The following is a 21,960-nucleotide window of genomic DNA, read 5'->3' as shown; positions in this document are numbered from 1 at the left end:
CTACTTGCCCGTCGCCTTGGCCAGCGCCTGCTGCAGGCCCTTGAGTTCGGCGACCTGCCACTGCTGGAAGGAGGCGCCGGCCGGGGTTAGGGTCTCGGTCACCGTGGCGACCTCGATGCCGTTCGCCTTGGCGGCCTTGACCTGTTCCTGGACGTCGGGCGTGGCGTTCTGGCTGTTGTAGACGTAGAGCTTGATCTGCTTGGTGGCGATCTGGTGGTCGATGGTCGCCTTGTCCTGGGCGGAGGGGTCGGAGCCCTCGCTGATCGCGCTGAGGAAGGAGTACGGGGTGAGCATCTTCAGGCCCAGGCCGTCGGCGAGCGGGCTGACGATGGACTCGGAAGCGCCGATCGGCGTGCCCGCGTACTTGGCCTTGATATCCGCTATGAGGCTGTTGTACTCGCCGAGGGTCTGCGTCTCGAACGTCGTCTTCTGCGCGTCGAAGTACGCGGCGTCGGCCGGGTCGGCCTTCTTGTAGTCCGCGGTGATCTGCTCGATGACGTGGTGCACGTCGCTGGGTGAGTACCAGCGGTGGGGATTGCCGCCGTCCTTGATCCCGACCAGGTCGCCGACGGTGAGAACCGTCCGGCCCGGCGCCGGGTTGGCGTCGACCAGTTTGGTCGCCCAGGAGTCGTAGCCGATGCCGTTGACGATGGCGTACTGCGCCGTCGCCATCTCGCGGGCGTCCGCGGCGGTCGGCTCGTAGTCGTGGGGGTCTGCGTCGGGGTTGTTGATGATGCTGGTGACCGTCACATGGCTGCCGCCGATCTGCTCGGCGATGCTTCCCCAGAAGTTCTCGGCCGCGACGACCTTGATCTGTTTGCTCTGCTGCGTCGTGTCGGCGGACGGGGTCGCCTGGTCGTCCTTGCCCGACGAGGAGTCCGTCGAGCACGCCGTTGCCATGGTCAGCGCCGCAGCGGCGAGGCCGCCGAGTGCGAACGTGAGCGGACGGGAGCGCGCCGTCCGGACGGCCGCGGGAATGGTCATGGTGTTCTCCTCAAAGCGTGCGGGGTCCTGCCGCGGCCGGATCCACCGGCCAGCCGGCAACAGATTAGATGAAAACGACTTCCAATCCCATGACGATCACATCAAGATGAAAATCATTACAAAATCGTGACCGGGGCGTCGGTCGTCCGGCCAGGCGCCGGCCCCGCTCTGACAAGACCCGCGTCGGCGCAGGTCACGGCGATGCGTCCCAGCGGGAGTGAAAGCGTTCCCCATGTTCCTGGGTGCTCGCGAGGGCCTGCGGCCCTGTGACGGTGGGCGTAACGCGGCGGGTGACTGGACATGCTGCTACCGCGTCAGATACCTGACGGCCCGGACGGAAGGCAGTGGCAGACAATGGCAAGTCCCTTGTATCTACGTCCCCGCGTGGGGCCGTCCATGGCATCGCTGCTGGACTCGCCGGAGCTGCTGCGATCACTCGTCGACGCGCTGGAATCACCGCTGAACGTCGTACTTCCCGAACAGGTGGCCGCGAACGCGGCCGACTTCCACGCGGTGTTCGGCAAGCACCGGCTACGAGGGCGCGTGCTGTTCGCCCACAAAGCCACCGGCTCCAGCGCCCTGCTGCGACGACTGGCTGCCGCCGATGGCGCCGCCGGGGTCGACGTGGCCTCTCTCGGCGAACTCCAGCACGCACTTGCCTGCGGGTTCACCGGAGACCGCATCACCGCGACTGGTCCGAAGAACCCGCGGTTCCTGTGGCTTGCCGCCCGGGTGGGCGCCACTGTCGCCGTCGACTCGGTCGGCGAACTGGACTCCGTGGCAGCACTCGTCGACGCACACGCACTCCCCCGCTGCCGGATCCTGATCCGGCTGTCGGGGTTCACCGCCCCCGCCGTCCGTGTCCTGTCGCGCCGCAGCCGCTTCGGCATTCCGGCGCGGGACCTGGAGGACGCTCTGGAACACGTGTCCCGCCACCGCGCCGCTGTCGAACTGATCGGTGTCAGCTACCACTTGGACACGACCAGCCTGACGGAGAAGGCGACCGCGCTTGAGGGATGCCTGACGGCCCTGCGCACGTGCCGGGAGCACGGCTTCGACCCGCAGGTCATCGATGTCGGCGGCGGCTTCGGGATCAGCTACCTGGACGAGCGGGAGGCATGGGAGCAGTACACCAGCGCGCTCTCCGACGCGGTGCTGGGCTCCCGGCCCGCCATGACGTGGGGCAATCACGGATACGGGCTGCGCAACGACAAGGGAACGCTCCGCGGCTCCCTGGGGCTCTACCCGTCATGGCGCCCGACAGCGGGGGCGCAGTACCTGGACGAACTCCTGGCAGCGCCGTCGGCTGCTCACGGCGGACGGCGGCTGGCAACGCTCGTGCTGGAGCACTTGTACGACGTCCACGCCGAACCGGGCCGGGCACTGCTGGACCAGTGTGGCGTGACCCTCGCCTCGGTACTGGAAGTGCGCCCGTCCCTGGCGGACAGCGCGGACTTGTGGGTGCGGCTGGGGGCCAAGGCCGATGACGTCGCTCTTGAGGAACACGGTGTCCTGATGGATCCGGTACTGCTTTCGCCCGCGGGGGCGAACAGCGACACCGACGGCGGCCCGGTCGGCGTGCATCTGTTCGGAAACCTGTGTCTGGAGACCGATCTGATCACGCGCCGCACCGTTTATCTGCCGCGGGCCCCGAGGACCGGGGATCTGCTGGCGTTCGTCAACACGGCGGCCTACTGCATGGACTTCCACTCCAGCCGCGCCCAGCGCCACCCAGCCGCCCGCAAGGTCGCCGCCTGGCGCTCCGGCGAAACCTGGCAATGGTGCCTCGATGAAGCTTACTGGCCGCATACCCAGCAGGGAGAACGAAGTTGAGGTACGACAGCATCACCGACGCCATCGGGAACACGCCGCTGGTACGCATCGATCCGGCCGTGCACGGCCTGCGCAGCATCGACCTGTACGCCAAACTGGAGATGCTCAGTCCGTTCGGATCGGTCAAGGACCGCACCGCCTGGAACATGGCGCGGCCCGAACTGGCCGCGGCAGTCGAGAGCGGCAGCCAGATCGTGGAGCTGTCCAGCGGCAACACGGCCAAGGCGCTGGCCGTCATCGCCGGTATGCACGGCCTGCGGTTCAAAAGTGTGACCAACCGGATGCGCATACCGGAGATCAAGGAACTGCTTCTCCTGCTCGGGGCGGAGATCGAGGAGCTTCCCGGGCAGAGCGAATGCCTGGATCCCACCAATACCGAGGACCCACTCACGCTGTTCCATCAGGCGCTTTCGGGCTCCGACAGCCCGCTGCTCCACACCGACCAGTACTTCAACCCCCGCAACATCCAGGCGCACGCCGCAGGCACCGGACCGGAGATCATCACGGACCTCGGCGGTGCGCCTGACTGGTTCATCGCCTGCGTGGGCACTGCGGGGTCTTCCACCGGAGTGGCCACGGTACTGCGCGCCCATGACCCGTCGGTGCGGGTCGTGGGGCTTGTCGCCGCGAAATCCGACTTCATCCCCGGTATCCGCACCCGCGACGAGGTCCACGAGGTAGGCCTGTTCGACCCACGGACCTACGACAGCATCGAGGAAGTGGACTCAGGCGAGGCCATCGACGGCATGGTGACGCTGATCCGCCGCTGCGGGATGTTGGCCGGCCCGACCGGCGGTGCGGCCTACTTCGGCGCCTTGCGCCATCTGCGGGAGATCGACGCGACGCTGACCGAGCGCAAGACGGCCGTCTTCATCGTCTGCGACCGGGTCGAGAGCTACCTCAGCTACATCCGGCATCGCAGGCCCGAGTTGCTGGGCGGAACCCGCGCCCGGCACGCGATCGGAGACCTGACCGCCGCCGAGGTCGCCGCCGCTCCCGCGATCAGCGTCCAGGACGCACGCCCGTGGATCGACGCGGTGCGCCCTCTCGTCATCGACCTGCGAAGCACCTTCGCATACTCCGCCCTGCACATGGCGGGCGCCGTCAATATCGTGGACGAGATTTTCGGCGAACTCCTGCGTGGCGGGCTGCCGTTCAGCCTCAAGCAGCCCGTGCTGCTGGCCTGTCCCGTCGGTGAGCAGTCCGCCCGCTACGCCGCCCTGCTCACCCGAATGGGACACCCGGACTGCCGCAGCCTGACCGGCGGAATCGTAGCCTGGCGGGACGCCGGCGCCCCCCTGGAGAGGGACTGACATGACCCCTACCGACGAACCCCGGGGCACCGAAGCGACCTTTCGCGAACTGCGTTCCTGGCAGCAGCGCTTGCGCGCGCAGTTCCCCATCCTCGCCGATCCCGACCAGGCGGCCTACCTCGACAACGCCGCCACCTCCCAGAAACCACAGGCCGTCCTGGATGCGACAACCGCTTACCTGTCGACGACCAACGCCAACGCCGGCCGCGGCTCCTACACCTGGGCCAACCGCACCACCGAACTGGTCGAACGCACCCGGGACCGCATCAAAAACATGCTCGACGATCCGTCTCCTGAAAGCTCCCACGTGCTGCTCACCAGCGGGGCCACCGAGGCCCTGCGCACCGTCGCCCGCGACTGGCTCCCGCTCCACCTGCGCGACGGCGACGAGATCGTCGTGCCCTTCGCCGACCACCAGGCCAACATCCTCCCTTGGCAGGAGACCCAGGACCTCCTCGCGCGCCAAGGGGTGCGCGTACGCCTGCGTCCCATGCCATACCAGCTCAGCTCAGGAGATTACGACCACCGCGCACTGGCCGCCGCGGTCGGTCCCCGGACCAGGTTCGTGGCCGTCACCCACGTCCACCACGTCTACGGCGCCGACATGAACATCCACCGCATCCGACAGGCTGTCGGCCCCGACGCCGTGATATGCCTGGACGCGTCCCAGAGCATCGGCCACCAGCCGGTCTCCGTCACCGATCTGGACGTCGACTTCGTGGCGTTCTCCGGCCACAAAGCCCTCGCCCTGCCCGGCACTGGCGCTCTGTGGTCCCGCCAGGTCCGCGGCCCGCGTTTCCGGCCTCAGGGCTGGAGCGGAACCCCCAATACCGCGGGAGCCGTCTCCCTTCTGGCCGCGCTCGACTGGCTCCATGATGCGGGCATCGACAGGATAGAGCGGTGGACGACAGCGCTGGCCCTCCGGCTCACCGACGCGCTCAGCCGCCTTGATGCCTTTCACGTTCTGGGCTGCCAACTGAGCCTCGACACCGCTTCAGCCACCCAGCGTCGGCAGAGCATCGTGACCTTCCGGCACCGCTCCCTGACCTCGTCGGACCTGGGCTTCGTGCTGTTCAGCCACGGTTTCATGGTGCGCAGCGACAACCACTGTCAGGGAAGCGCCGGCGAGAAGACCGGCTCAGTCAGAGTCAGCACTCACGTGTACAACACCCCCGAGGAGATCGACCGACTGGTCGGCGTCCTGGCTTCGCTGGGGTGAATATGGCCAGCTCCGCTCCACACGATTGGAATGAAAACAGTTTTCAATAGTACGCTGTAGCTCCCGGCGACGGGAACCACGAACGGCAAAGGCGGGCAGCGATGGCGTTGAGCACCGACACGGCGCGGGAGTACGTGCGGCGATGGGAGGGCCAGCAGCAGCGCTACGCCATCGCCCGCGAAGAGCGCTTCGACGTCATCACCGACGTGGTCGACCATGTCACGGCCGGCCGGCCGCGCCCTCTGGTGGTCGACCTGGGCTGCGGACCGGGCTCCCTGACGGCACGTCTGGCGGCGAGAATGCCGCGTATCGAGATCATCGGCGTCGACCGGGACCCACTCGTCCTCGAACTCGCCCGTCGCTGCCACGGCGTCGCCGCCCGTTTCGTGGAAGCGTCGCTCGGCACGGACTCATGGATCGCCGCCATGAAACTCGACCGACCGGTCGACGCGGTCGTCTCCACCACAGCGCTGCACTGCCTGCCGCAGGCCGTCTTGCGCCGTACGTACGAACAGATCAGCACCGTCCTGCGCCCGGCAGGCGCCCTGGTCAACGGCGACCACTTCGCTCCGGAGTCCACCGGCCCCGGGGAGATCAGCGCGCGAATCGGTCGCCTGCGGGCCGAACGCCAGCAGGCGTTCGACCACGAGGACTGGGACGCATGGTGGGCGGCCGTCAGTGAGGACCCCGCGTTCACGGACCTCCTCGCCGAGCGCCTGCGCCGGCCACCCGCCTCCGCCGGCACCCGCGACAACGGACTGTCCCTGTCCCGGCACGTGGGTCTCCTGCGCAAGGCGCGGTTCGCCCAGGCCGGGTCCATCTGGCAGTTCGGCACGAGTCACGTCCTGGTCGCCGTGCGCTGAAACGCTGCGCCGCCGACAACCGCAGCTCGGATGCGAGGCCGTGGGGCGATCCAAGGCACCATCCCCAATCGCCCCACGGACGGACGCCCCGAGGCACAAGACCCGGGACAAGAGTGCTATTTCCCAAGAGGACCCTCGCCGACCCCCGCACAGCAACGGCGGCCAGCATCCGCACACAGATAATACATGCTGAGATTGCTATATGCTAATGTACGATTTAACCAGAAAGGGCAAATCGCTCGAAACCACAGAAGGAGTTCTGCCTTGTCCACCGCCACCCATCACCAGCCGCACGAAGCGCACGACCACGTGCACGCCGAGGGCTGCGGCCATGTCGCCGTTCCGCACCGAGACCACACCGACTTCGTCCACGACGGACACCTGCACCGGGCGCACGGCGAGCATGTCGACGAATGCGTCATCGCCGGACATGCCCCCCACGAGGAGCACGATGACCAGCACGGCGACAACTGTGGACACGTGGCGGTCCTGCACGAGAACCACACGGACTACGTGCACGACGGTCACCGGCACGCCGGGCACGAAGGCGCCTGGGACGAGCACTGATCGCAGCGCGGCGAACTCCCGGTAAAGCGCTCCCCAAGTGAGAGCGATTCCCAGATGGTAATGTCTGCATATGGAAGCCAGTGCACGCCCGGACAGCACCGCACCGGATTTGCTCACTGCCAGCGAGCTGCTGCGGGCGCTGGCTTCACCCGTGCGGCTCGGCATAGTCAGGGAATTGGCGAGCGGCGCCAAGCGGGTCCACGAACTCGTCGCGGCTCTGGGCGTGAACCAACCCCTGGTGTCGCAGCACCTGCGCGTCCTGCGCACCTCCCGCATCGTCGCCGCCCGCCGCGATGCCCGAGAGGTCGAATACACACTGGTCGACGACCATGTCGCCCACATTGTCCTGGACGCCATCCGCCACTCGCAGGAGTGACTGTGGCACGGACATTCTCCGACAGTCCCGACATATGCCCCCTAGCACGCTCAGACTGTGCCTCGCACACCATCCGACCGACCGGATCGAGGACAACACTCTCCCTCTCCCTCGCATCGACCGACGCCGTCCCCGGACCTCTCACCGGGCCCGACCTGACCCCAGTCGGTGGCGACAACGCAGCTGGCCGTCCAGCACCCGTGCGCCCTGTGGGGTTCCAAAAGTCCTGCGCAGGCGCTGATGTGGGCGTTTGCCAGCGGTGCTGATCTTCGTCAAGTGGCCTGGCAGTACTCGTGGATGAGTCCGCCGAGGACGTCGTGACGCTGGATGCGTTGTGCGGGGAAGGGGATGACGTTGGGGTCGTCGGAGGGAGCGCGCAGTTGCAGGGCGCGGTGGGGCCGGCCGGCGTTGTGGTGCTCGGCGTACTCGGCGAGGACGTGACGCAGGTGGTGTTCGTTGTAGATCAGGAGCCGGTCGGTGCTCTCGGCTCTGATGGTGCGTATGCCTCTTTCGGCGTGGGCGTTCATCCGTGGGGTCTGCGGTGCGCTCTTCAGGATCTCGACTCCGTCCGCGGTGAAGACCGCGTCGAAGGCCTGGGTGTACTTGCTGTCACGGTCACGCAGCAGATAGCGGAAGCCGACAGCTCGCCGGCCGAGATCGGTCAACAGATTGCGGGCGAGTTGGGTGGTCCAGGCCGCGGTGGGGTGGGCGGTGACGCCGAGAATGTGCACAGTCCGGGCACCGACCTCCGTCACGTAGAACACGTACAGCCGCCTCAGGGTCACGGTATCGACGTGGAAGAAGTCGGCGGCGAGCAGCCCGGATGCCTGCGCGCGCAGGAACTCCCGCCACGTCGGGGCGCTACGGCTTCGTCCGGGTGCGGGTCCCAGGCCGGCGCTGCGCAGGATGCGGCGGACGGTGAAGGCGCCGGCACGGTGGCCGAGGCGTCGCAGTTCGCCCTGGATGCGGGTATACCCCCAGGTCGGATTCTCGCGGGCGAGACGCAGGATGAGGGCGGTGAGTCCCTCGGAGATCGGCGGGCGTCCGGTCCTGGCGGGTTTCTGCTTCCCTTTCCACCGCAGTAGCCGGCGGTGCCACGCCATGAGGGTGCCGGGGGGTGACCAGACGGTGACGACGCAACCTGCCCGGCAGGTGCTGGCTGAGGGCGGCGAGCACGGCGCCGTCCGGCCACATCAGGCACGGCCGGGTGCCGAGATGTCGACGCAGTACCGCGACCTCGCAGCGCAGCGTGAGGAGTTCAATATCCCTGGCATCCTCCGACCGCGACAGCAGCAGGAGCAGTCCGAGGAGCCGGACGAAGATCAGGCAGAGCACGCGCAACGCCATACAGTCCGAACATGCCATGATCATTACGAACCGCAAAGTGCCTGATCAAAGGCCGTGTACCAGTTTTGGCACCCTACAGGCGGCGGTTGAGGTGAGGTCGAACAGTCTGCGCAGGTGGCGGGGGAGGCCGGCCAGGACCAGGTGGTGGGTGGGACGTGCGTCCAGCAGGAGGTTCAAAAGGGCGAAGTCGGCGAAGGAGACCTCGCTGAGGTCCACGATCGTCCGCGTCGCGGGGAAAGCCCGCAGAGGGTCCTGAATCAAGTGGACGGTATCGGCGTCGAAGTCTCCGGCCGCGCGGATCACGAGTATCCGCTCTTCCTGCTCGAGCGTGCACGTGGCGTCGACGGTGGGGGTATCGGCCCGGCAGTTTCGGAGTGCGTCTGCGCGCGCTCCGGCCGGTCGACAGGCGCGAGGGAATTTGGGGCCATGGCCGCCGTTCTTGAAGCCTTGGTGGTGCGCGGAGCCCCTCGTTCCCGGCGGGCGGGAAGGAAGTGTGCGGCCCTTCGGGCGGTCACACGATCGAGGAGCCCGCACCTAAGGCGCCGCTTCTCGATCTGAAAGGATGCAGCGGCACGGGAACCACCAATGGCTGTCCAGGAGTTTACTCCTGCGCCGGGGCTTCGGCGAGAACCCGGTGCCACCGCGGCCCGCAAACCGCGCGAACCGCGGCAAGTAGGCGGCGGTGACCTCCTCTGGACCGACACCCAGCCCAAGCCCGGGATACTTCGCCTGCTCAGGCTTGAGCTTTCCACCAGTGCAATAGCTGCCCAGACCGAACAGACGTCGGCGGGATCACCTCCGCCCGGCGGCCGCCGCCCCGCTCCGCACCCGGCGCCGCCGCGTGCGCGACCGTAGACATCACCGACTCTGCGATCGGCGTGACCACCACCTGCACCCCCGACACCAGTTCCGGGACCGCCGCCGGCAATGGCGCCTCCCGGAGTGCTGAACAGCCGCCGCCGAGACTCTTGACCACTGCCGGGTGAAGCGCCTCCGTCCGTCCGGGTGGGGCACGGGCGCGGTCGGTGCCACCGTGCTCAGCGCGTGACTACGTCGACGCACGAGATGCCGTTCCCGATCGAGGACACCCAGGCGTACGTCATGGCCAGTGACCGCATGATCGTCACGGGCTTCAGAGGCACCGAGGTCACCAAGATCCTCGACTGGCTCACCGACATCGACACAGCGCCCGTTCCCGGCCCGGGAAACAAGGGCTTCGTCCACTACGGCTTCCACCAGGCACTGCAGTCCGTCTACCCCCAGGTCCGCGACACCATCCAGGATGTGCGCACCCAAGGGCAGAGCATCTGATTCACCGGCCACAGCCTCGGCGCGGCGCTGGCGATGCTGGCAGGCGCCCGCCTGTACTTCGAGCATCCGCAGTTGCTCGCTGACGGTGTGTACACCTTCGGCCAGCCCCGCACCTGCGAACGGCTGCTCGCCGGCGCGCACAGCAGGGCGTTCGCCGACCGCTGCTACCGCTTCGTCAACACCAACGACATCGTCCCGCACCTCCCGCCCGAGCCCGGCTACACCCACGTCGACGCCCTGCGCTACTTCGACGCCGACGGCAGGCTCCACCAGGCAATGCCCATGGTCGCGATGCTGCAAGACCGGTCCAAGGGCGTCGGGGCCGACCTGTTCGCCCCCGAGACCGACGCCATCAAGGACCTGCCCAGCTACATCGCCGCGTTCGAGAAGAACCTCGCCACGACCAGCTGATCACCCGGGCCCGCCGCCTACAGCGCCGGCTCCGGTCTGTGCGCTGCCATCATGGCCCGGCAGGGACAACTTTCCGGCTCTGCCGGCGACAACGAAAGCCGCGAACCACCCCGAGACCATCCGATCAGGATTCTTATTCGATCTCCACGCCTGATGACCGGTATGCATACGGCTTCTGCGGGTTCCGTGCCGGGATCATCGCCTCGATCAGTCTGCGGATCAACCAGAGCCGGGCGGCCTTTACCACCAGTTCGCCTGCCGATCCGCGCGCGTGCGGTTTCTAGTCCGCTAAGGGAGTCCTCGCCCTGGGCGTGCTCTCCCGGTCCGTGTCGGCGGTTGTGTTTTCTTAACTGGACAGGCCGGCGCGGCGCAGGACGCTCATACCGCGCCGGGAGGGGCGCTGCTGTTCGCCGTGGAGCGCGTTGAGGACCACCAGGCCGGCGGTCAGGGCCGGTACGACCCACTGCATGACGGTGAGATGGCGCTGGGCCTGGTCGGGGTCGCCGGGGGCCTTCGCCGAGATTTCGCGCTTGTCGGGGTCCTCGGAGGTGGCGAGGTCCACCTTCTTGCCCAGGAGGCGGGTGTAGACGGTTGCGGCCAGCGCGGCTCCGGTGAGGAGGGTCTTGGCCACGGTTGAGGCGGTGACTCCGGGCTGGCTGAGAACCCGGCCCTTGTTGACGTTGAGCAGCCCGGCTCCTCCGACGAGATGCGCTCCTACGGCGGCGGCGCCCAGCGGTGCCCACTTCGCCCAGCCGGTGCTGGCGATCCGCGCGGTGTCCCGCTCGGTACTCCCTTCCTGCTCAGCGGCGCCGTTCACGCCGACGGCACCCATCAGGGCGCCGCCGAACCAGGCGGCCAGCCCGAGGTCATGGACGCTGCGCAGGACAGTGTTTCGCTCGGACATGTCGTTCCTCTTCTTGGCGTAGGGCGGCCGTGGCGGTGCCGGGCTCTCCGGATCACTCTTCGGGAAGATGCGCCACCGCGCGAGGTGGGTGGTACGTCCGGGCACTGTTCGCCGGCCACAGGGGACGAGGTGCGCGTCGGTCGACCCTGCTTCTGACAGGGCCGGGTGTCGCCGGCTGTTGCACAGGACCTACGGCAGCCTCGCCGTCATGATCATCTTTCTCGACGGTCGGCGAGAAGCTGCTGCCCACGTTCTGGATAGCCCCGTTCCCCTGGTCTGGCCGAGTACTGGCCGGGCGTCGACTCATCGCGTATCGGGCGACAGGGAAGATCACTGTGCAAACCGTCATCCTCCACAACGGCCTCAGGATTCCGATCCTCGGCTTCGGCGTCTACCAGATCCCGCCGGAGCAAACCGGGCACGCCGTCTCAGATGCCCGCGCCGCGCCTCGCGGCTGCGTACCGCAACGAAGAGCCCCCTGATGGCTCGGTCACGCTGCTCCGGTCGGGGCGTGGGCCACAGGCCCGCCGTTGTCCACTGCCGGACCGATCCGGCCGGAGCGTCGTCCGGCTGGTCGGTGCCTGCCGGACCCGCTGTCCGGTCAGTCGGCGTGGGCTTCCTCGACGGACACGCGAAAGGTGCCGAGATCGCTGTCGGCGGCGTCGGGGACGACCATGCCCGCGCGGACTCCGCTGCGCAGGTAGTCCACCACGGCCTGGTCGAGTCGCTCACCCGGCAGGGCGGCGGGGATGCCCGGGGGGTATGGGGTGAGCATCTCGGCGCAGATCCGGCCGACCGCCTCGTCGGCGGGAATCTGCTCCACCGCACCGAAAAACGCATCGCGCGGGAGGGCAACCTGGTCGAGGCGGAGGTCGTGGGGGTCGGGGATGTCGACGGGCGGGGCGGGGCGCAGCTGGTCGGCGTGGGCGACGAGGTCGCGCAGGCCGTCGAGCAGCCGTGCGGTGGTGGTCTCGTCGTCGGCGTGGGTGAGCTGTGCGCTGATGCGGCGGTGATCGGACAGATGCAGGTTGATGTGGTGGTGCTCGAGCATCCAGTCGGCGGCGTCGTAACCGCTGAACTTGACGTTGTGCAGGTCGATGAACACCTGGAGCGGGTCCATGTCGAAGGCGCGGCCCGGGGCGCAGAAGTCGTCTCGGCCGTTGACGTGCAGCCCGTCGATGCCCTCGATGGCCGCCCTGACGTCGCGCGCGAGGGCGAGGGTCCGCTCGTAGAGGCCGTGCCCGTGCTCGACCATCTGGCGGCGCCAGCCGTCGAGGCCGGCGTAGATGAGGACGGACGGGCTGGTGGTGCCCAGCAGGTCGGCGCGCGAGGCGAGGGTCGCTCTGGTGATCAGGTCGCCCTGGAGATGGAAGACCGATCCCTGTTCGAGACCGGAGCCCATTTTGTGGACCGAGGTCACGCAGATGTCGGCGCCGGCGTTCATGGCCCAGGCGGGCAGGTCGGGGTGGAAGGGCAGGTGGGCGCCCCAGGCCTCGTCCACGATCAACGGCAGCCCGCGGTCGTGGCAGAGGCCGGCGATGGCGGCGACGTCGGCGCAGGTGCCGTACGGAGTGGGGCTGGTGACCAGGGCGCCGCGGGCGTCGGGGTGCCGCTCGAACGCGGCCCGATAGGCCTCCGGGGCCGGCGGATGGGCGATGTGCAGATCCGGGTCCCACTGGGGATCGACCCAGACGGGACGGATGCCGGCCAGGATCAGGCCGGAGACGACGGCCTTGTGCGCGTCCCGGCCGACCAGCAGCTTCTCGTGCGGGCCTGCCACCGACAGCATCGCGGCCTTCACGGACAGCGAGCTGCCGCAGGTGGAGAAGAACGTGTGGTCGGCGCCGACCGCGTCCGCCATCAGCTCCTCGGCCTGTTCCAGGATGCCTTGCGAGGAGGTGCGGTCGTCCATGCCGGCCACCGCGAGCATGTCGGCCCGGAAGAGGGCGTCGCCGAGCACGGCCCGGACCCGCGGATCGGCCCCGCGTCCCTGCTTGTGCCCCGGCGGGGTGAAGGGCAGCTGGTGCTGTTCCTGGTATGCAGACAGGGCGTCCAGGACGGGAACTTTCGAGTGGTCCATGCTGGTGCGGCTTCCCGGTCCGGCAACGCGGAAAACAGACCGGGGCTCCAGGCCGCGCTGCCGGCTACACGGCAGCGCGGCATCGAAGGTTTGTGCCGCAACCCGGAAAAGCGACCATGCTCTCCAGTAGTACCTCGGTCGCCGTCGCGGCACCGGCCGCATCCCCCGCTCGCCCCAGCCAGTAGGCGATTCGGGGTGGGTGGTGAGAGTGTCGGGGTGGTTGGGGCCCAGCACCCTCAACCGGTCCTCCAGCAGTTCCGCGAACGCGGACGCGGCACCGGCCACATCCCCCGCCCTCCCCCGCCAAGATGCGATTTCGTAGCGGGCGGCGAGGGTGTGGGGGTGGTCGGTGCCGAGGTGACGGGTTGCGGTGGCCGCCAGGTGTTCGTGGTACGCGATGGCGGCGAGGACCTGGCCGGACTCACCGAGACTGTTTCCTGCCCGGAACAGCACCAGGTGGGCGTCCGGCTCGTGGAGCACAGGTTCGGCCTGGGCAGTAAGGGTATTGGTGTTGGCGCGCAGGGCCTGGGCGAAGGCGGTGTCGCGCTCAACCTCAGGCCAGGCTGCGAACAGGGCGTCAGCAGCGGCACGTGCGGTGTGCTGCTGCTGGTCAGGGGCGAGGGCGTCGCGCACAGTGCGCTGGACCAGGGCGTGAACCCACACATTCTGGTGGGGGTCGTCTCGGGTGTGGTCGATGAGGCTGAGACGGTGCAGCACCCGCAGTCCAGCCGACACGTCCGCAGCGCTGACCCCCGAGGCGGCCTGCTTGGTCGCAGGCCGCTCAGCCGTGTCAGCGCGGCGCTCTGCCAGGAAGGCCAACGCCGGTGGGGTGGTGAGGACAATGGCCGGGATTCCGTTGGGGTCGAGCAGCGAGGCCAGGTGCAGCAGCGGCCGGGCCAACCCTGCCGGGCGCCTGGGACAACGCTAGCGGTAGGTGTCCCAGATCCTGCGCGAGGGCCGCCAACTGGCCTGCGCGTCCTATGCGTTGGTGGCCGGCAAGGACGACAGTGAGGAAGGAGACGGCCTCGGCGGGGGTGAACAGGCCGACCTCGATCAGGGTACGGCTGCCGACAGTGATGGCGGCAACGCGGCGCCGGGTCGTGATCAGGGTGCGCCCGTGCGGGCTGGACGGCGGCCACAACCCCGCCAGATCAGCGGGATCGGCCACGTCGTCCAGCACCAGCAGCCACCGGCACACCGCCTGCCCGGTCTTGGGTTCCAGCCACGCGATAAACGCCTCGGCCCCCGCCGCCGGATCCGACGCATCCGCACCCGCCACCTGGACCCCGGCCCGGCCCAGACCCGCCACGACCGCCGCACGGTCCGTCGCGGTCACCCACACCAGCAGGTCCACCTCACCAGCGGCCCACAAGGTGAGGGCGTAGTCGGCCGCGAGCTAGGTCTTGCCGACCCACCCATCCCCGACAGCACCCCACGCCCGCCAGCGCCTGTGCCCTGACGCGCCGGCGGCTGCGGCTGGCCGAGCACGGCCCCCCCACCGGACACCACCTCGCGAAGCCGCGCCTGCTCGGCCCGATCCTGGAACCCACCCGCCCGCGACGGGATCACCCCCACCTGGTACGGCCAGACGATCGGACGGGAAGCGGAGGGGTGAAAGTGGTTGTGTTGGGTGTTGTGGTCGCCGTCCTGGCCAGCGCTTGGGCCATGGTAGGTGTCGCCGGCCACCGGTCAGGACCCGAACGTGTTGGTTTGCGTGGCGTGGTTACCGACCTGGAACGCGATCGGTCCGTGGAAGACATTCCCGTACACCGCGCGAGTCGGCGCAGGCGCCTGCTCAGTGGCAACCAGCACGGCCGCCACCGCCTCCTGCAACACAGCGGCGAAGGCCTCATCACCGGCGACGGCATCCTCGATCGCCAACTACAGGCTCGTGGCGACTTCCTCCTCCACCCGCTCCAGCGCCCGCTGCCCGCACAACCGGCCCGCCACCAGATCATGGACCCGCTCCACACCAGCGTCCAACGCCTGGTCCACCGCCTCGTCAGCGGCACCGGCCACACGTCGAACCTTGCGCACCGCCCACGCGACCACATAACCCACCGCTAACTCCGCATCGAACACGGTAACCCCCACCAACGCGTCGACCCGCTCTTCGGACCGTAGCCCCGCCACACTCACCCCGCAGGCGAAACCGCAGACCCCGCACCAATCCGTCACCCCGCCCCAACACCCCGCCCGCTGCTTAAAGGGTGTTGCAGAAGGGTGCTCGCGGGCGGGTTGGCACCGGTTTCGGCGTGGTGGTGTTCATGTGCTCAGGGCGAGGTTGTGCATGTGGGCGACGGCTTGGACGGCGTGGTGGAGACCGGGGCCTTTCTGGCGGCAGTCACGGAGGATCTTGTAGGTCTTCATGCGGGCGAAGGCATGCTCGACGCGAGCTCTGACCCTTCGGTGTTGTGCGTTGTCGGCTTCCTCGCCCGGGAGCAATGGACGGCCTGGGCGTTTGCGGTGTGGGACGACCAGGCCGGTGTTGATGTACGCGCCGTCGGCGAGCACGACCGCATCCCCGCACTGCTCGGGCAGGCTGGAGGCACGCCAGACCTGCGCGTCGCCCCGGTTGCCCGGAGCCGGGCGGGCTGCTGCCACCACCAGCCGGGTGTCCGCGTCGATGATGACCTGCACGTTCGCCGAGAACCGGTAGTTCTTCGACGATGCCGCGATACTCCGGTCGCGTACCGGGATCAGCGTGCCGTCCACGATCCACAACCGCTCCACCCCCTCTTCACGACGTGGCACCGGCTCCAGCGCGAGCAGTGGACCCAGCTTCTGGATCACCCGGCAGACCGTCGCCGGCGAGACACCGAACAACGGCGCCAACTGCCTCATCGTGAGATTGGTGCGGTAGTACACCGCCGCCAGCAGCACCCGCTCGGCCAGCGGCAGACACCACGGCCGACCAAGCCGCGGCCCCTCACCGCCCCGCTCCCGCACCGCCCGCAACAACCGACCGAACTGCTCAACCCGCAGCCCGGTGAACGTCTCCACCCACACCCGCTCAGCCCTCAACACCCCACCCATACAGGAAAAATGCCCAGAACTAGCCCTTCTGCAACACCCTTTAGAAGTCGTCTCATTTGGTGGGTTCGGTAGTCTGTGGTCGTGGGGATCGTGGAGCGCTTGGTGCCGGATGAGCTGTGGGAGCTGTTCCAGAGGGTCGTGCCGCCTGCGCCGTCGCGGCCGCAGGGTGGTGGTCGGCGTCGGTACGGAGACCGTGAGGTGCTGGCGGCCATCGTCTTCGTCGCCACCTCTGGCTGTACCTGGCGGCAGTTGCCGCCTTCCTTCGGGCCTTCGGGGCCCACGGCCCACCGCCGGTTCGCCGAGTGGAGCAAGGGCCGGGTATGGGCGAAGCTCCACCGCCTGGTGCTGGACGAACTCGGTGCCCGCGGTGGGCTGGACTGGAGCCGCTGCGCGATCGACTCGGTGAACATGAGGGCCATGAGAAGGGGGACCTGACAGGTCCGAATCCTGTCGATCGGGGCAAGTACGGCTCGAAGATCCACTTGATCACCGAGCGGTCCGGCCTGCCCATATCCGTCGGGATCTCGGGGGCGAACCTCCACGACAGCCAAGCCCTCATCCCACTGGTCTGCGGCATTCCGCCGATCCGCTCCCGCCGCGGTCCGCGGCGTCGGCGTCCCGCCAAACTGCACGCGGACAAAGGCTACGACTACAACCACCTGCGTCGATGGCTCCGCTTACGCGGGATCACACACCGCATAGCCCGCAAAGGCATCGAGTCCTCCCAGCACCTGGGCCGTCACCGCTGGACCGTCGAACGCACCATGGCCTGGCTCGCCGGCTGCCGCCGCCTGCACCGCCGCTACGAACGCAAAGCCGAGCACTTCCTCGCCTTCACCAGCATCGCCTGCACCCTCATCTGCTACCGCAGACTCACCAAATGAGACGACTTCTTAGGAAGCCGATGCTCTATCGCTCATGGTGAGCATGGGTTCGAGTGTGGCTTCCCGGTCGGGTGATCTTCGGCCGGGGCGTGATGACGACGTCGCGGTGCTTGCCGCCCGTTTCGATGGCGATGCAGACCTCGGGTAAGGCGGCCGACGAAGGCGCTGGCGAGACGCCGGAGCTCGTGCGGGGTCGTTCGCGCAGGACGTTCGGCCTGTCGGCAACGCCTGCCCGCTCGCAGCGACCCGGCGCGGCTGAGGGACTCGCCGCTGCCGGGTTTCACAGGCTCCCGACCCTGCTCCGGCTCGCTCTGCCCTGCCAGCCGGGGCCCCAGGCTGGAGCCACGGCCGGCACGCCGCGCCCTCCGCGGTTGCGTTGCAGCAGGGCTGCTCCCCGGCAATGGCGGGCTCGACGGCACCTCTTCGCGGCAGGGCCGGCCACGGACACTGCCTCGCGGCGGCCCGTCGCCGGCATCAACAGCTCTGTTGCCCTGTGGCGTTGGTTGCTCGCAGCAAGTTGTCTGACTTGATTCACTGATGTGACCGATTGATCCTTTTGAGCCTTCTGATTTGCCCAGTTCGCATGATCACGAATCGTTACGTTTATGCACCTGTGTGATCTAGAGCACTTCTAAGAACGCTTTTGAGCGGTTCTGCAAGTGCATCCGGCGTCGCCGCAGGTCAGCGCCCTCTGGGAAGAATACTTACTACTGAACGTGCTGATTCATGATCATGGAGTGATTTTTTCAGGTGAAGGGATGCGTGACCGGGCCGGGAAATCGCTTGAGTGGTGCTGAGACCCGGGGACCTCCGGCACCGTGCCGGGGGTCCGAGCCGCCCCTCGCAGAGGATCACGATGACGCCCACGCACCACCGGAGGCCGCTGTGAACGATGACGTTCCGGACCAGGCCGCCGCAGCCCCGCACAGCGCTCCCCCCGTCGGCGCGCTGAAGGCCCTGCCGCTGGACTTCGAAGCCTTCTACCTGGGCCACCAGGAGGCCTTCCACGACTACGCCGAGGTCACCCTCGGGCACCGCGAGGAGGCCGAAGAGGCGGTGCACCGCGGCTTCCTGGAGATCCTGGGCAACTGGACGGAGCTGCTCGCCGACGGAAACCTGGAGCAGCAGGCGTGGGCCATCATGCGCCGGCTCGTCAGCCGGCAGCTGGAGGCCGACGGCCGGCCGCCCGCGCTGGTCATCAACGGGCCGATCCTCCGCGCGCTGCACACCGCCCAGGCTCTGGACTCCGCCCGCGACCGCCTCCACCTGATGGACAGCAGCCGGGGCCTGTACGCGGCCATCGCCCAGCTGCCCACCCGTCAGTTCGACGTCATCGTGCTGCGCTTCGTCCTCGGCTACCGCACCACGCACATCGCCTGGCTGCTGGGACTGAAGAACGAGCGGACCGTCGACTACCACCTGCGCAGGGCCAAGGAGCGACTGCGCGTCCAGCTCGGCCTGCCCGCCGAGACCACCCGGAAGGGAGCACGCCAGTGACATCCGCCGCCCTGGACGCCCTGCTCGCCGACGCGGCCGTCCCGACCTCCTCCTGCGGCTTCGATGTCGCGGCGGGCCTGCGGCGGCTCGCCGCGGAGGCCGCCACGGGAAGCCCGACACCCGAAGTCCTGCGCGCCGCCCAGGCCGGGCAGCGCCTGGGCATCATGTGCCGGTGGGTGCTGAACACCCCCGGCGCCGCTGCCCACGTCGACCGCCTGGTCCAGGAGCCGCCGGAGGACCGCGGCAGCACGGAGGACTCCATCACGATCCTGCCGGCCGCCGAGCGCCACTTCCTGGAGGACAGGCTCGACATCCAGGGCGCCGTGGTCTTCGCGTGCCTGCTGCACCTGACCCGCCAGCCGGAATCGGCCCAGTTCTGGTGGCAGCTGGCCGCGGGGGCCGGCAACCGGATCGCCGCCTACTGCCTGCACCTGCACCACCTGGTCCTCGGCGAGACCCGGGAGTCACAGCACTGGTACCACCAGGTCACCTGGGCTATTGAAGAAGCCGCCGACACCGCGCCGGACGGCGACTTCCTGGAAGGCCTGGGCACCGTCGCGCTCTACGTGCGGCGCAACGGATCAGCGGCCAGCGCCCCGCCCCCCGGCAGCCTGGAGGTCGAGGTCGACCGCCTTGCCTCCCGCCACCCCAGCGGGATCGTCAGCCGCCCCGACCGCCGGCTCGCCGACCGCCTCCACGACTTCTCCTCCCGACACTGAAGGCATCCCGTGGACGGCCGGGCGCCCCAGCAGCCGGGCCGGCGCCGCCGGCAGAGGTGTGCCGCGTACCTGCCCGCTGCCTCGCCGCGGCGGCCGTGCGGGCCTGAGGAGACGGTGGCGCGACGGCGGGACCGGGTGCGGAGACGACACGGCGCCATCGAGTCATTCGATGGCGCCGTGTGACCCAGGTCATCCCAGGGCACCACCCCCGGGGGTCCCTGCGGCCAGTGCTGAATCGGGCCTTGGCAAGCCACCGTCCAGCGAGTGCACATATAACCGCACCCGGACCCCATGTTATCCCCAGAACCATGGAATCAGGGGTCAGACCATTGGTTCGTCCCTAGTTTCAGGGAACTTTCATGGCACCAGAAGCCCTGAAACCAAGTATTACCCGCGAGTAGATGGTGAAGGTCCGGAGAATATCACGAGGGTCCGACACCGGGAAGCAACCAAGTCGCCGATCCTTGCAGGATGTTAATAACAAAAAGATCATATACAACCGAGACTGCGCGCTCTGCGAGAGCAATCCATGACGCAAAGTGGCCGTGAATCACCGGGATTTCTCCGCTTACGATCATGCCGCTCCCGCTGCCGTCGCCGCCGACACCGCCCTGACCTGCCCAATCCCCCTGCACACAGGGCAAATTAACGGCTTCTCAGGCATTCATATATCCTCAGCGGTTACCGGGTTTCACCCGAACGGGACTGCTCACCACAGGCGCGACACCCGTCCGGGCAAGTCCTAGCGGCTTCCGGTGCAAGGGCCTTGGCAAGTACTTCCCAGGAGGTAGCAGAACCCACCGTGTACGCCTATTCGCTGTACCTCGCTGCAGTGACCGCCGTCGTGCTGACCGTCGCGAGCCTCGCGATCGTCATCGTCAAGACGCTGCGGAAGCACCCCGCCCGCGTGGCCGCGGTCATGCTGGCCGGCGGCACCCTCCTCGCGAGCGTGCCCCCCGTGATCGGCCTGATCGCGCCCCCTCCCCAGCACACCGGCCGCCCCGCCGGCCAGAGCCCGCCCGGGCCCGGCCTGTGCGGCAAAGCCATCGGCGCCCTGGCCAGAGCCTCGGCCGGCCCCGTGCGGGGCCGGACATGACCACCATCCCCCCATCCCCCCTTCTGACACCGTCCGAAGCCCGAAGGCTCAGGAAGGGCGCCCGGACGTCCGCCTTCCTCGACAACCTGCCGCCCGGCCTGGCCGCGGCCGTCCTGGGCGCCGCCGTCCGCAAGTCCGTCCGCCGGGGCACCACCCTCAAAGACGCCGGCTACCGGGCCACCCACGTCTTCCTCGTGGAATCCGGGTGCATCACCGAACAGATCCTCTTCCCCGAGGCGGGCCACATGAGACCGGCCTCGCTGAGGTTCCGCCAGGCCGGATCCGTCATCGGCGAAAACGACCTGTCCACACCATTCAACCCTCAACAAAAAACAGAGCACGACGCATCCCTGTACACGACCATTGTCACGTGCCTGACGCCTTCCGTCGTCGACGCCATCCCGATAGTGAAGATGAGAGAGTTCCTCGACTCCGAACCCGCCTTCGGCAAGGCACTCCTGGCCTCCGTGGCGAAAAGCAGCACCGAGTCCCAGATGGTCTACGCCAATTCACGCCTCGCCGCCCTGCAACGCGTGGCACATCTCCTCCTCTACCTCTCCGAATGGAGCCACAGCAGCGAACAGCCACCCCGCCTGACCGTCACCGGACCCACCCAGACCAACCTGGCCGAAGCCCTCATGCTCGGCAGGGCAAGCATCGAAGCCGCCCTCAGGGAACTCCGCGACAAAGAGATCCTCAGCACCAACCACCGCACCTACGCCATCCACAAACCACGAGCCCTGTGGGCCGAAGCCGGCTCCCCCAGCCGCATCCAGCCCGACTACTGACCCCTCCCTCGCCGTTCCGGGCCGCCACAATGCGGCCCGGAACGGCTCCCCCAGCCCCCAGGACCACACCCGCCACCACGCAAGGCGGGACGGCCCGCTCTCCGGCCGGCCCCAGGCCGCACCCTCCAAAGGACGGCCATCACAACCTCAACTGTGCCGCGCCACCCGAACGCACGGCGGCCAGCATAGATCGGTGGGCCGCGGCCAGGCCCCGTCGGCATCCTCACTGACGACGTCCACTCCGAACCCGCGACCGGGGCCGACATCTGGCAGGGCGACTGCCTGCAGCTGGCAGCCACCTCCGGCGTGCCGGGCGCGTCGGCCACGGAAAGCACCGCCTCGGTCAACGGACACTACGAGTACGGAGCCGCGCTCACCTCGGTCGATATCAGCTCTCCGGGTCTCGACCACGCCGTCGGTGTACAGCGCGCTCAGGCTTCTCCCGGTCACTCGCACGTCGACCGACCGGAAGTCTCCCGGCCCGACTCCGATCGGCACCCGGGGGCTGGCGGGCAATGTTCGACCGGGCCATAGCCCGCGTCGCGGGCCGCCGGAGGCGCGCTGAACCCCCGGACGACGGCAGGGGCGTTCGTGCACGGACTACTGTCCGGCGCGAGCGCAAGAACTGCTGGCAGCCGGCCGAGCGGGCCGAACACGACCGTCCCGGTGCGATGCAGCGACTACTGCGAAGCCACCCTGGAACGCCGATGTGGTGCCTGATGAAGTCCGCCC

21 protein-coding genes and 1 pseudogene are annotated in these 21,960 nt (G+C 68.4%); 13 read left to right on the top strand and 9 right to left on the bottom strand.

The annotated features are described in order from the left end of the window. On the bottom strand, nt 1-984 hold the full coding sequence (locus ACFO3J_RS25055) for a metal ABC transporter solute-binding protein, Zn/Mn family (RefSeq protein ID WP_386433394.1): 984 nt from the start codon (nt 982-984) through the stop codon (nt 1-3). A 396-nt stretch (nt 985-1,380) separates the two neighbouring features. On the opposite strand from ACFO3J_RS25055, the gene ACFO3J_RS25050 reads away from it, so the two are divergent. The 6 genes from ACFO3J_RS25050 (at nt 1,381) to ACFO3J_RS25025 (ending at nt 7,155) form a co-directional block, all read left to right on the top strand. Continuing rightward, a complete protein-coding gene (locus ACFO3J_RS25050; protein WP_386433391.1) occupies nt 1,381-2,817 on the top strand; it encodes a Y4yA family PLP-dependent enzyme in 1,437 nt (478 codons plus the stop codon). Next, nucleotides 2,814-4,130, top strand: a complete 1,317-nt coding sequence (locus tag ACFO3J_RS25045) for a pyridoxal-phosphate dependent enzyme (RefSeq protein ID WP_386433388.1) — start codon at nt 2,814-2,816, stop codon at nt 4,128-4,130. Before ACFO3J_RS25050 ends, ACFO3J_RS25045 begins: the two co-directional genes overlap by 4 nt. A 1-nt stretch (nt 4,131) precedes the next feature. Further along, complete coding sequence (locus ACFO3J_RS25040; RefSeq protein WP_386433385.1) at nt 4,132-5,349, top strand: aminotransferase class V-fold PLP-dependent enzyme; 1,218 nt, start codon at nt 4,132-4,134, stop codon at nt 5,347-5,349. Nucleotides 5,350-5,450: 101 nt separating this feature from the next. Continuing rightward, nucleotides 5,451-6,212, top strand: a complete 762-nt coding sequence (locus ACFO3J_RS25035; RefSeq protein WP_386433382.1) for a class I SAM-dependent methyltransferase — start codon at nt 5,451-5,453, stop codon at nt 6,210-6,212. 264 nt (nt 6,213-6,476) lie between these two features. Next, a complete protein-coding gene (locus tag ACFO3J_RS25030; RefSeq protein ID WP_386433379.1) occupies nt 6,477-6,779 on the top strand; it encodes a hypothetical protein in 303 nt (100 codons plus the stop codon). 70 nt (nt 6,780-6,849) lie between these two features. Beyond that, nucleotides 6,850-7,155: an ArsR/SmtB family transcription factor gene (locus ACFO3J_RS25025; RefSeq protein ID WP_386433376.1), complete on the top strand. Its 306-nt coding sequence runs from the start codon at nt 6,850-6,852 to the stop codon at nt 7,153-7,155. A 272-nt stretch (nt 7,156-7,427) separates the two neighbouring features. Here the strand turns inward: ACFO3J_RS25025 and ACFO3J_RS25020 are convergent, their stop codons facing one another. Further along, nucleotides 7,428-8,258: an integrase core domain-containing protein gene (locus ACFO3J_RS25020; protein WP_386433373.1), complete on the bottom strand. Its 831-nt coding sequence runs from the start codon at nt 8,256-8,258 to the stop codon at nt 7,428-7,430. Nucleotides 8,259-8,283: 25 nt separating this feature from the next. Here ACFO3J_RS25020 and ACFO3J_RS25015 point away from each other — a divergent pair, with 25 nt between their 5' ends. Beyond that, nucleotides 8,284-8,547 (top strand): hypothetical protein, encoded by a 264-nt coding sequence (locus tag ACFO3J_RS25015; protein ID WP_386433370.1) that lies wholly within the window; start codon nt 8,284-8,286, stop codon nt 8,545-8,547. Here the strand turns inward: ACFO3J_RS25015 and ACFO3J_RS25010 are convergent, their stop codons facing one another. Then, on the bottom strand, nt 8,548-8,805 hold the full coding sequence (locus tag ACFO3J_RS25010; RefSeq protein ID WP_386433367.1) for an STAS domain-containing protein: 258 nt from the start codon (nt 8,803-8,805) through the stop codon (nt 8,548-8,550). A gap of 762 nt (nt 8,806-9,567) precedes the next feature. On the opposite strand from ACFO3J_RS25010, the pseudogene ACFO3J_RS25005 reads away from it, so the two are divergent. Beyond that, nucleotides 9,568-10,224, top strand: a pseudogene (locus ACFO3J_RS25005) (lipase family protein). A gap of 346 nt (nt 10,225-10,570) precedes the next feature. Here ACFO3J_RS25005 and ACFO3J_RS25000 read toward each other — a convergent pair. The 6 genes from ACFO3J_RS25000 to ACFO3J_RS24975 form a co-directional block, all read right to left on the bottom strand. After that, a complete protein-coding gene (locus ACFO3J_RS25000) occupies nt 10,571-11,128 on the bottom strand; it encodes a hypothetical protein (protein WP_386433364.1) in 558 nt (185 codons plus the stop codon). Between the two features lie 601 nt (nt 11,129-11,729). Next, on the bottom strand, nt 11,730-13,208 hold the full coding sequence (locus tag ACFO3J_RS24995; RefSeq protein WP_386433447.1) for an aminotransferase class I/II-fold pyridoxal phosphate-dependent enzyme: 1,479 nt from the start codon (nt 13,206-13,208) through the stop codon (nt 11,730-11,732). Between the two features lie 790 nt (nt 13,209-13,998). After that, entirely contained in the window at nt 13,999-14,562 is a 564-nt protein-coding gene (locus tag ACFO3J_RS24990) for a hypothetical protein (protein WP_386433361.1), read from the bottom strand. Between the two features lie 335 nt (nt 14,563-14,897). After that, nucleotides 14,898-15,089 carry a hypothetical protein gene (locus tag ACFO3J_RS24985; protein ID WP_386433358.1) on the bottom strand — a complete coding sequence of 64 codons (192 nt, stop codon included), beginning with the start codon at nt 15,087-15,089 and terminating at the stop codon, nt 14,898-14,900. Continuing rightward, nucleotides 15,090-15,227 (bottom strand): hypothetical protein, encoded by a 138-nt coding sequence (locus ACFO3J_RS24980; protein WP_386433355.1) that lies wholly within the window; start codon nt 15,225-15,227, stop codon nt 15,090-15,092. Nucleotides 15,228-15,473: 246 nt separating this feature from the next. Continuing rightward, nucleotides 15,474-16,244 carry a transposase family protein gene (locus ACFO3J_RS24975; RefSeq protein WP_386433353.1) on the bottom strand — a complete coding sequence of 257 codons (771 nt, stop codon included), beginning with the start codon at nt 16,242-16,244 and terminating at the stop codon, nt 15,474-15,476. Between the two features lie 90 nt (nt 16,245-16,334). Between ACFO3J_RS24975 and ACFO3J_RS24970 the strand changes: the two genes are divergently transcribed. The 5 genes from ACFO3J_RS24970 (at nt 16,335) to ACFO3J_RS24950 (ending at nt 21,228) form a co-directional block, all read left to right on the top strand. Then, nucleotides 16,335-17,128, top strand: a protein-coding gene (locus ACFO3J_RS24970; protein ID WP_386433444.1) for an IS5 family transposase whose coding sequence is annotated in 2 segments (ribosomal slippage) — nt 16,335-16,664 and nt 16,667-17,128 — 792 coding nt in all. Because the reading frame shifts where the segments join, the coding sequence is not laid out codon by codon here. Between the two features lie 885 nt (nt 17,129-18,013). After that, on the top strand, nt 18,014-18,625 hold the full coding sequence (locus tag ACFO3J_RS24965) for a sigma-70 family RNA polymerase sigma factor (protein WP_386433350.1): 612 nt from the start codon (nt 18,014-18,016) through the stop codon (nt 18,623-18,625). Beyond that, nucleotides 18,622-19,344 carry a hypothetical protein gene (locus ACFO3J_RS24960; RefSeq protein WP_386433348.1) on the top strand — a complete coding sequence of 241 codons (723 nt, stop codon included), beginning with the start codon at nt 18,622-18,624 and terminating at the stop codon, nt 19,342-19,344. The genes ACFO3J_RS24965 and ACFO3J_RS24960 overlap by 4 nt, the downstream gene beginning before the upstream one ends. A gap of 766 nt (nt 19,345-20,110) precedes the next feature. After that, nucleotides 20,111-20,440: a hypothetical protein gene (locus tag ACFO3J_RS24955; RefSeq protein ID WP_386433345.1), complete on the top strand. Its 330-nt coding sequence runs from the start codon at nt 20,111-20,113 to the stop codon at nt 20,438-20,440. Further along, complete coding sequence (locus ACFO3J_RS24950; RefSeq protein WP_386433342.1) at nt 20,437-21,228, top strand: Crp/Fnr family transcriptional regulator; 792 nt, start codon at nt 20,437-20,439, stop codon at nt 21,226-21,228. The genes ACFO3J_RS24955 and ACFO3J_RS24950 overlap by 4 nt, the downstream gene beginning before the upstream one ends. Nucleotides 21,229-21,960: the final 732 nt, after the last annotated feature.

The sequence above is a fragment of the Streptomyces polygonati genome (genome assembly GCF_042650325.1).
GTDB lineage: Bacteria > Actinomycetota > Actinomycetes > Streptomycetales > Streptomycetaceae > Actinacidiphila > Actinacidiphila polygonati.
Note: the sequence above shows the minus strand (reverse complement) of the source record. Positions and strands in the feature narration are given on the sequence as shown.

Excerpts from the sequence above, each read along its gene's own strand:
- ACFO3J_RS25055 (WP_386433394.1), bottom strand. The coding sequence starts at position 984 with ATGACCATTCCCGCGGCCGTCCGGACGGCGCGCTCCCGTCCGCTCACG.
- ACFO3J_RS25035 (WP_386433382.1), top strand. The coding sequence starts at position 5,451 with ATGGCGTTGAGCACCGACACGGCGCGGGAGTACGTGCGGCGATGGGAG.
- ACFO3J_RS25040 (WP_386433385.1), top strand. The coding sequence starts at position 4,132 with ATGACCCCTACCGACGAACCCCGGGGCACCGAAGCGACCTTTCGCGAA.
- ACFO3J_RS25050 (WP_386433391.1), top strand. The coding sequence starts at position 1,381 with ATGGCATCGCTGCTGGACTCGCCGGAGCTGCTGCGATCACTCGTCGAC.
- ACFO3J_RS24975 (WP_386433353.1), bottom strand. The coding sequence starts at position 16,244 with ATGGGTGGGGTGTTGAGGGCTGAGCGGGTGTGGGTGGAGACGTTCACC.
- ACFO3J_RS24950 (WP_386433342.1), top strand. The coding sequence starts at position 20,437 with ATGACCACCATCCCCCCATCCCCCCTTCTGACACCGTCCGAAGCCCGA.
- ACFO3J_RS25025 (WP_386433376.1), top strand. The coding sequence starts at position 6,850 with ATGGAAGCCAGTGCACGCCCGGACAGCACCGCACCGGATTTGCTCACT.
- ACFO3J_RS24995 (WP_386433447.1), bottom strand. The coding sequence starts at position 13,208 with ATGGACCACTCGAAAGTTCCCGTCCTGGACGCCCTGTCTGCATACCAG.
- ACFO3J_RS25020 (WP_386433373.1), bottom strand. The coding sequence starts at position 8,258 with ATGGCGTGGCACCGCCGGCTACTGCGGTGGAAAGGGAAGCAGAAACCC.
- ACFO3J_RS25000 (WP_386433364.1), bottom strand. The coding sequence starts at position 11,128 with ATGTCCGAGCGAAACACTGTCCTGCGCAGCGTCCATGACCTCGGGCTG.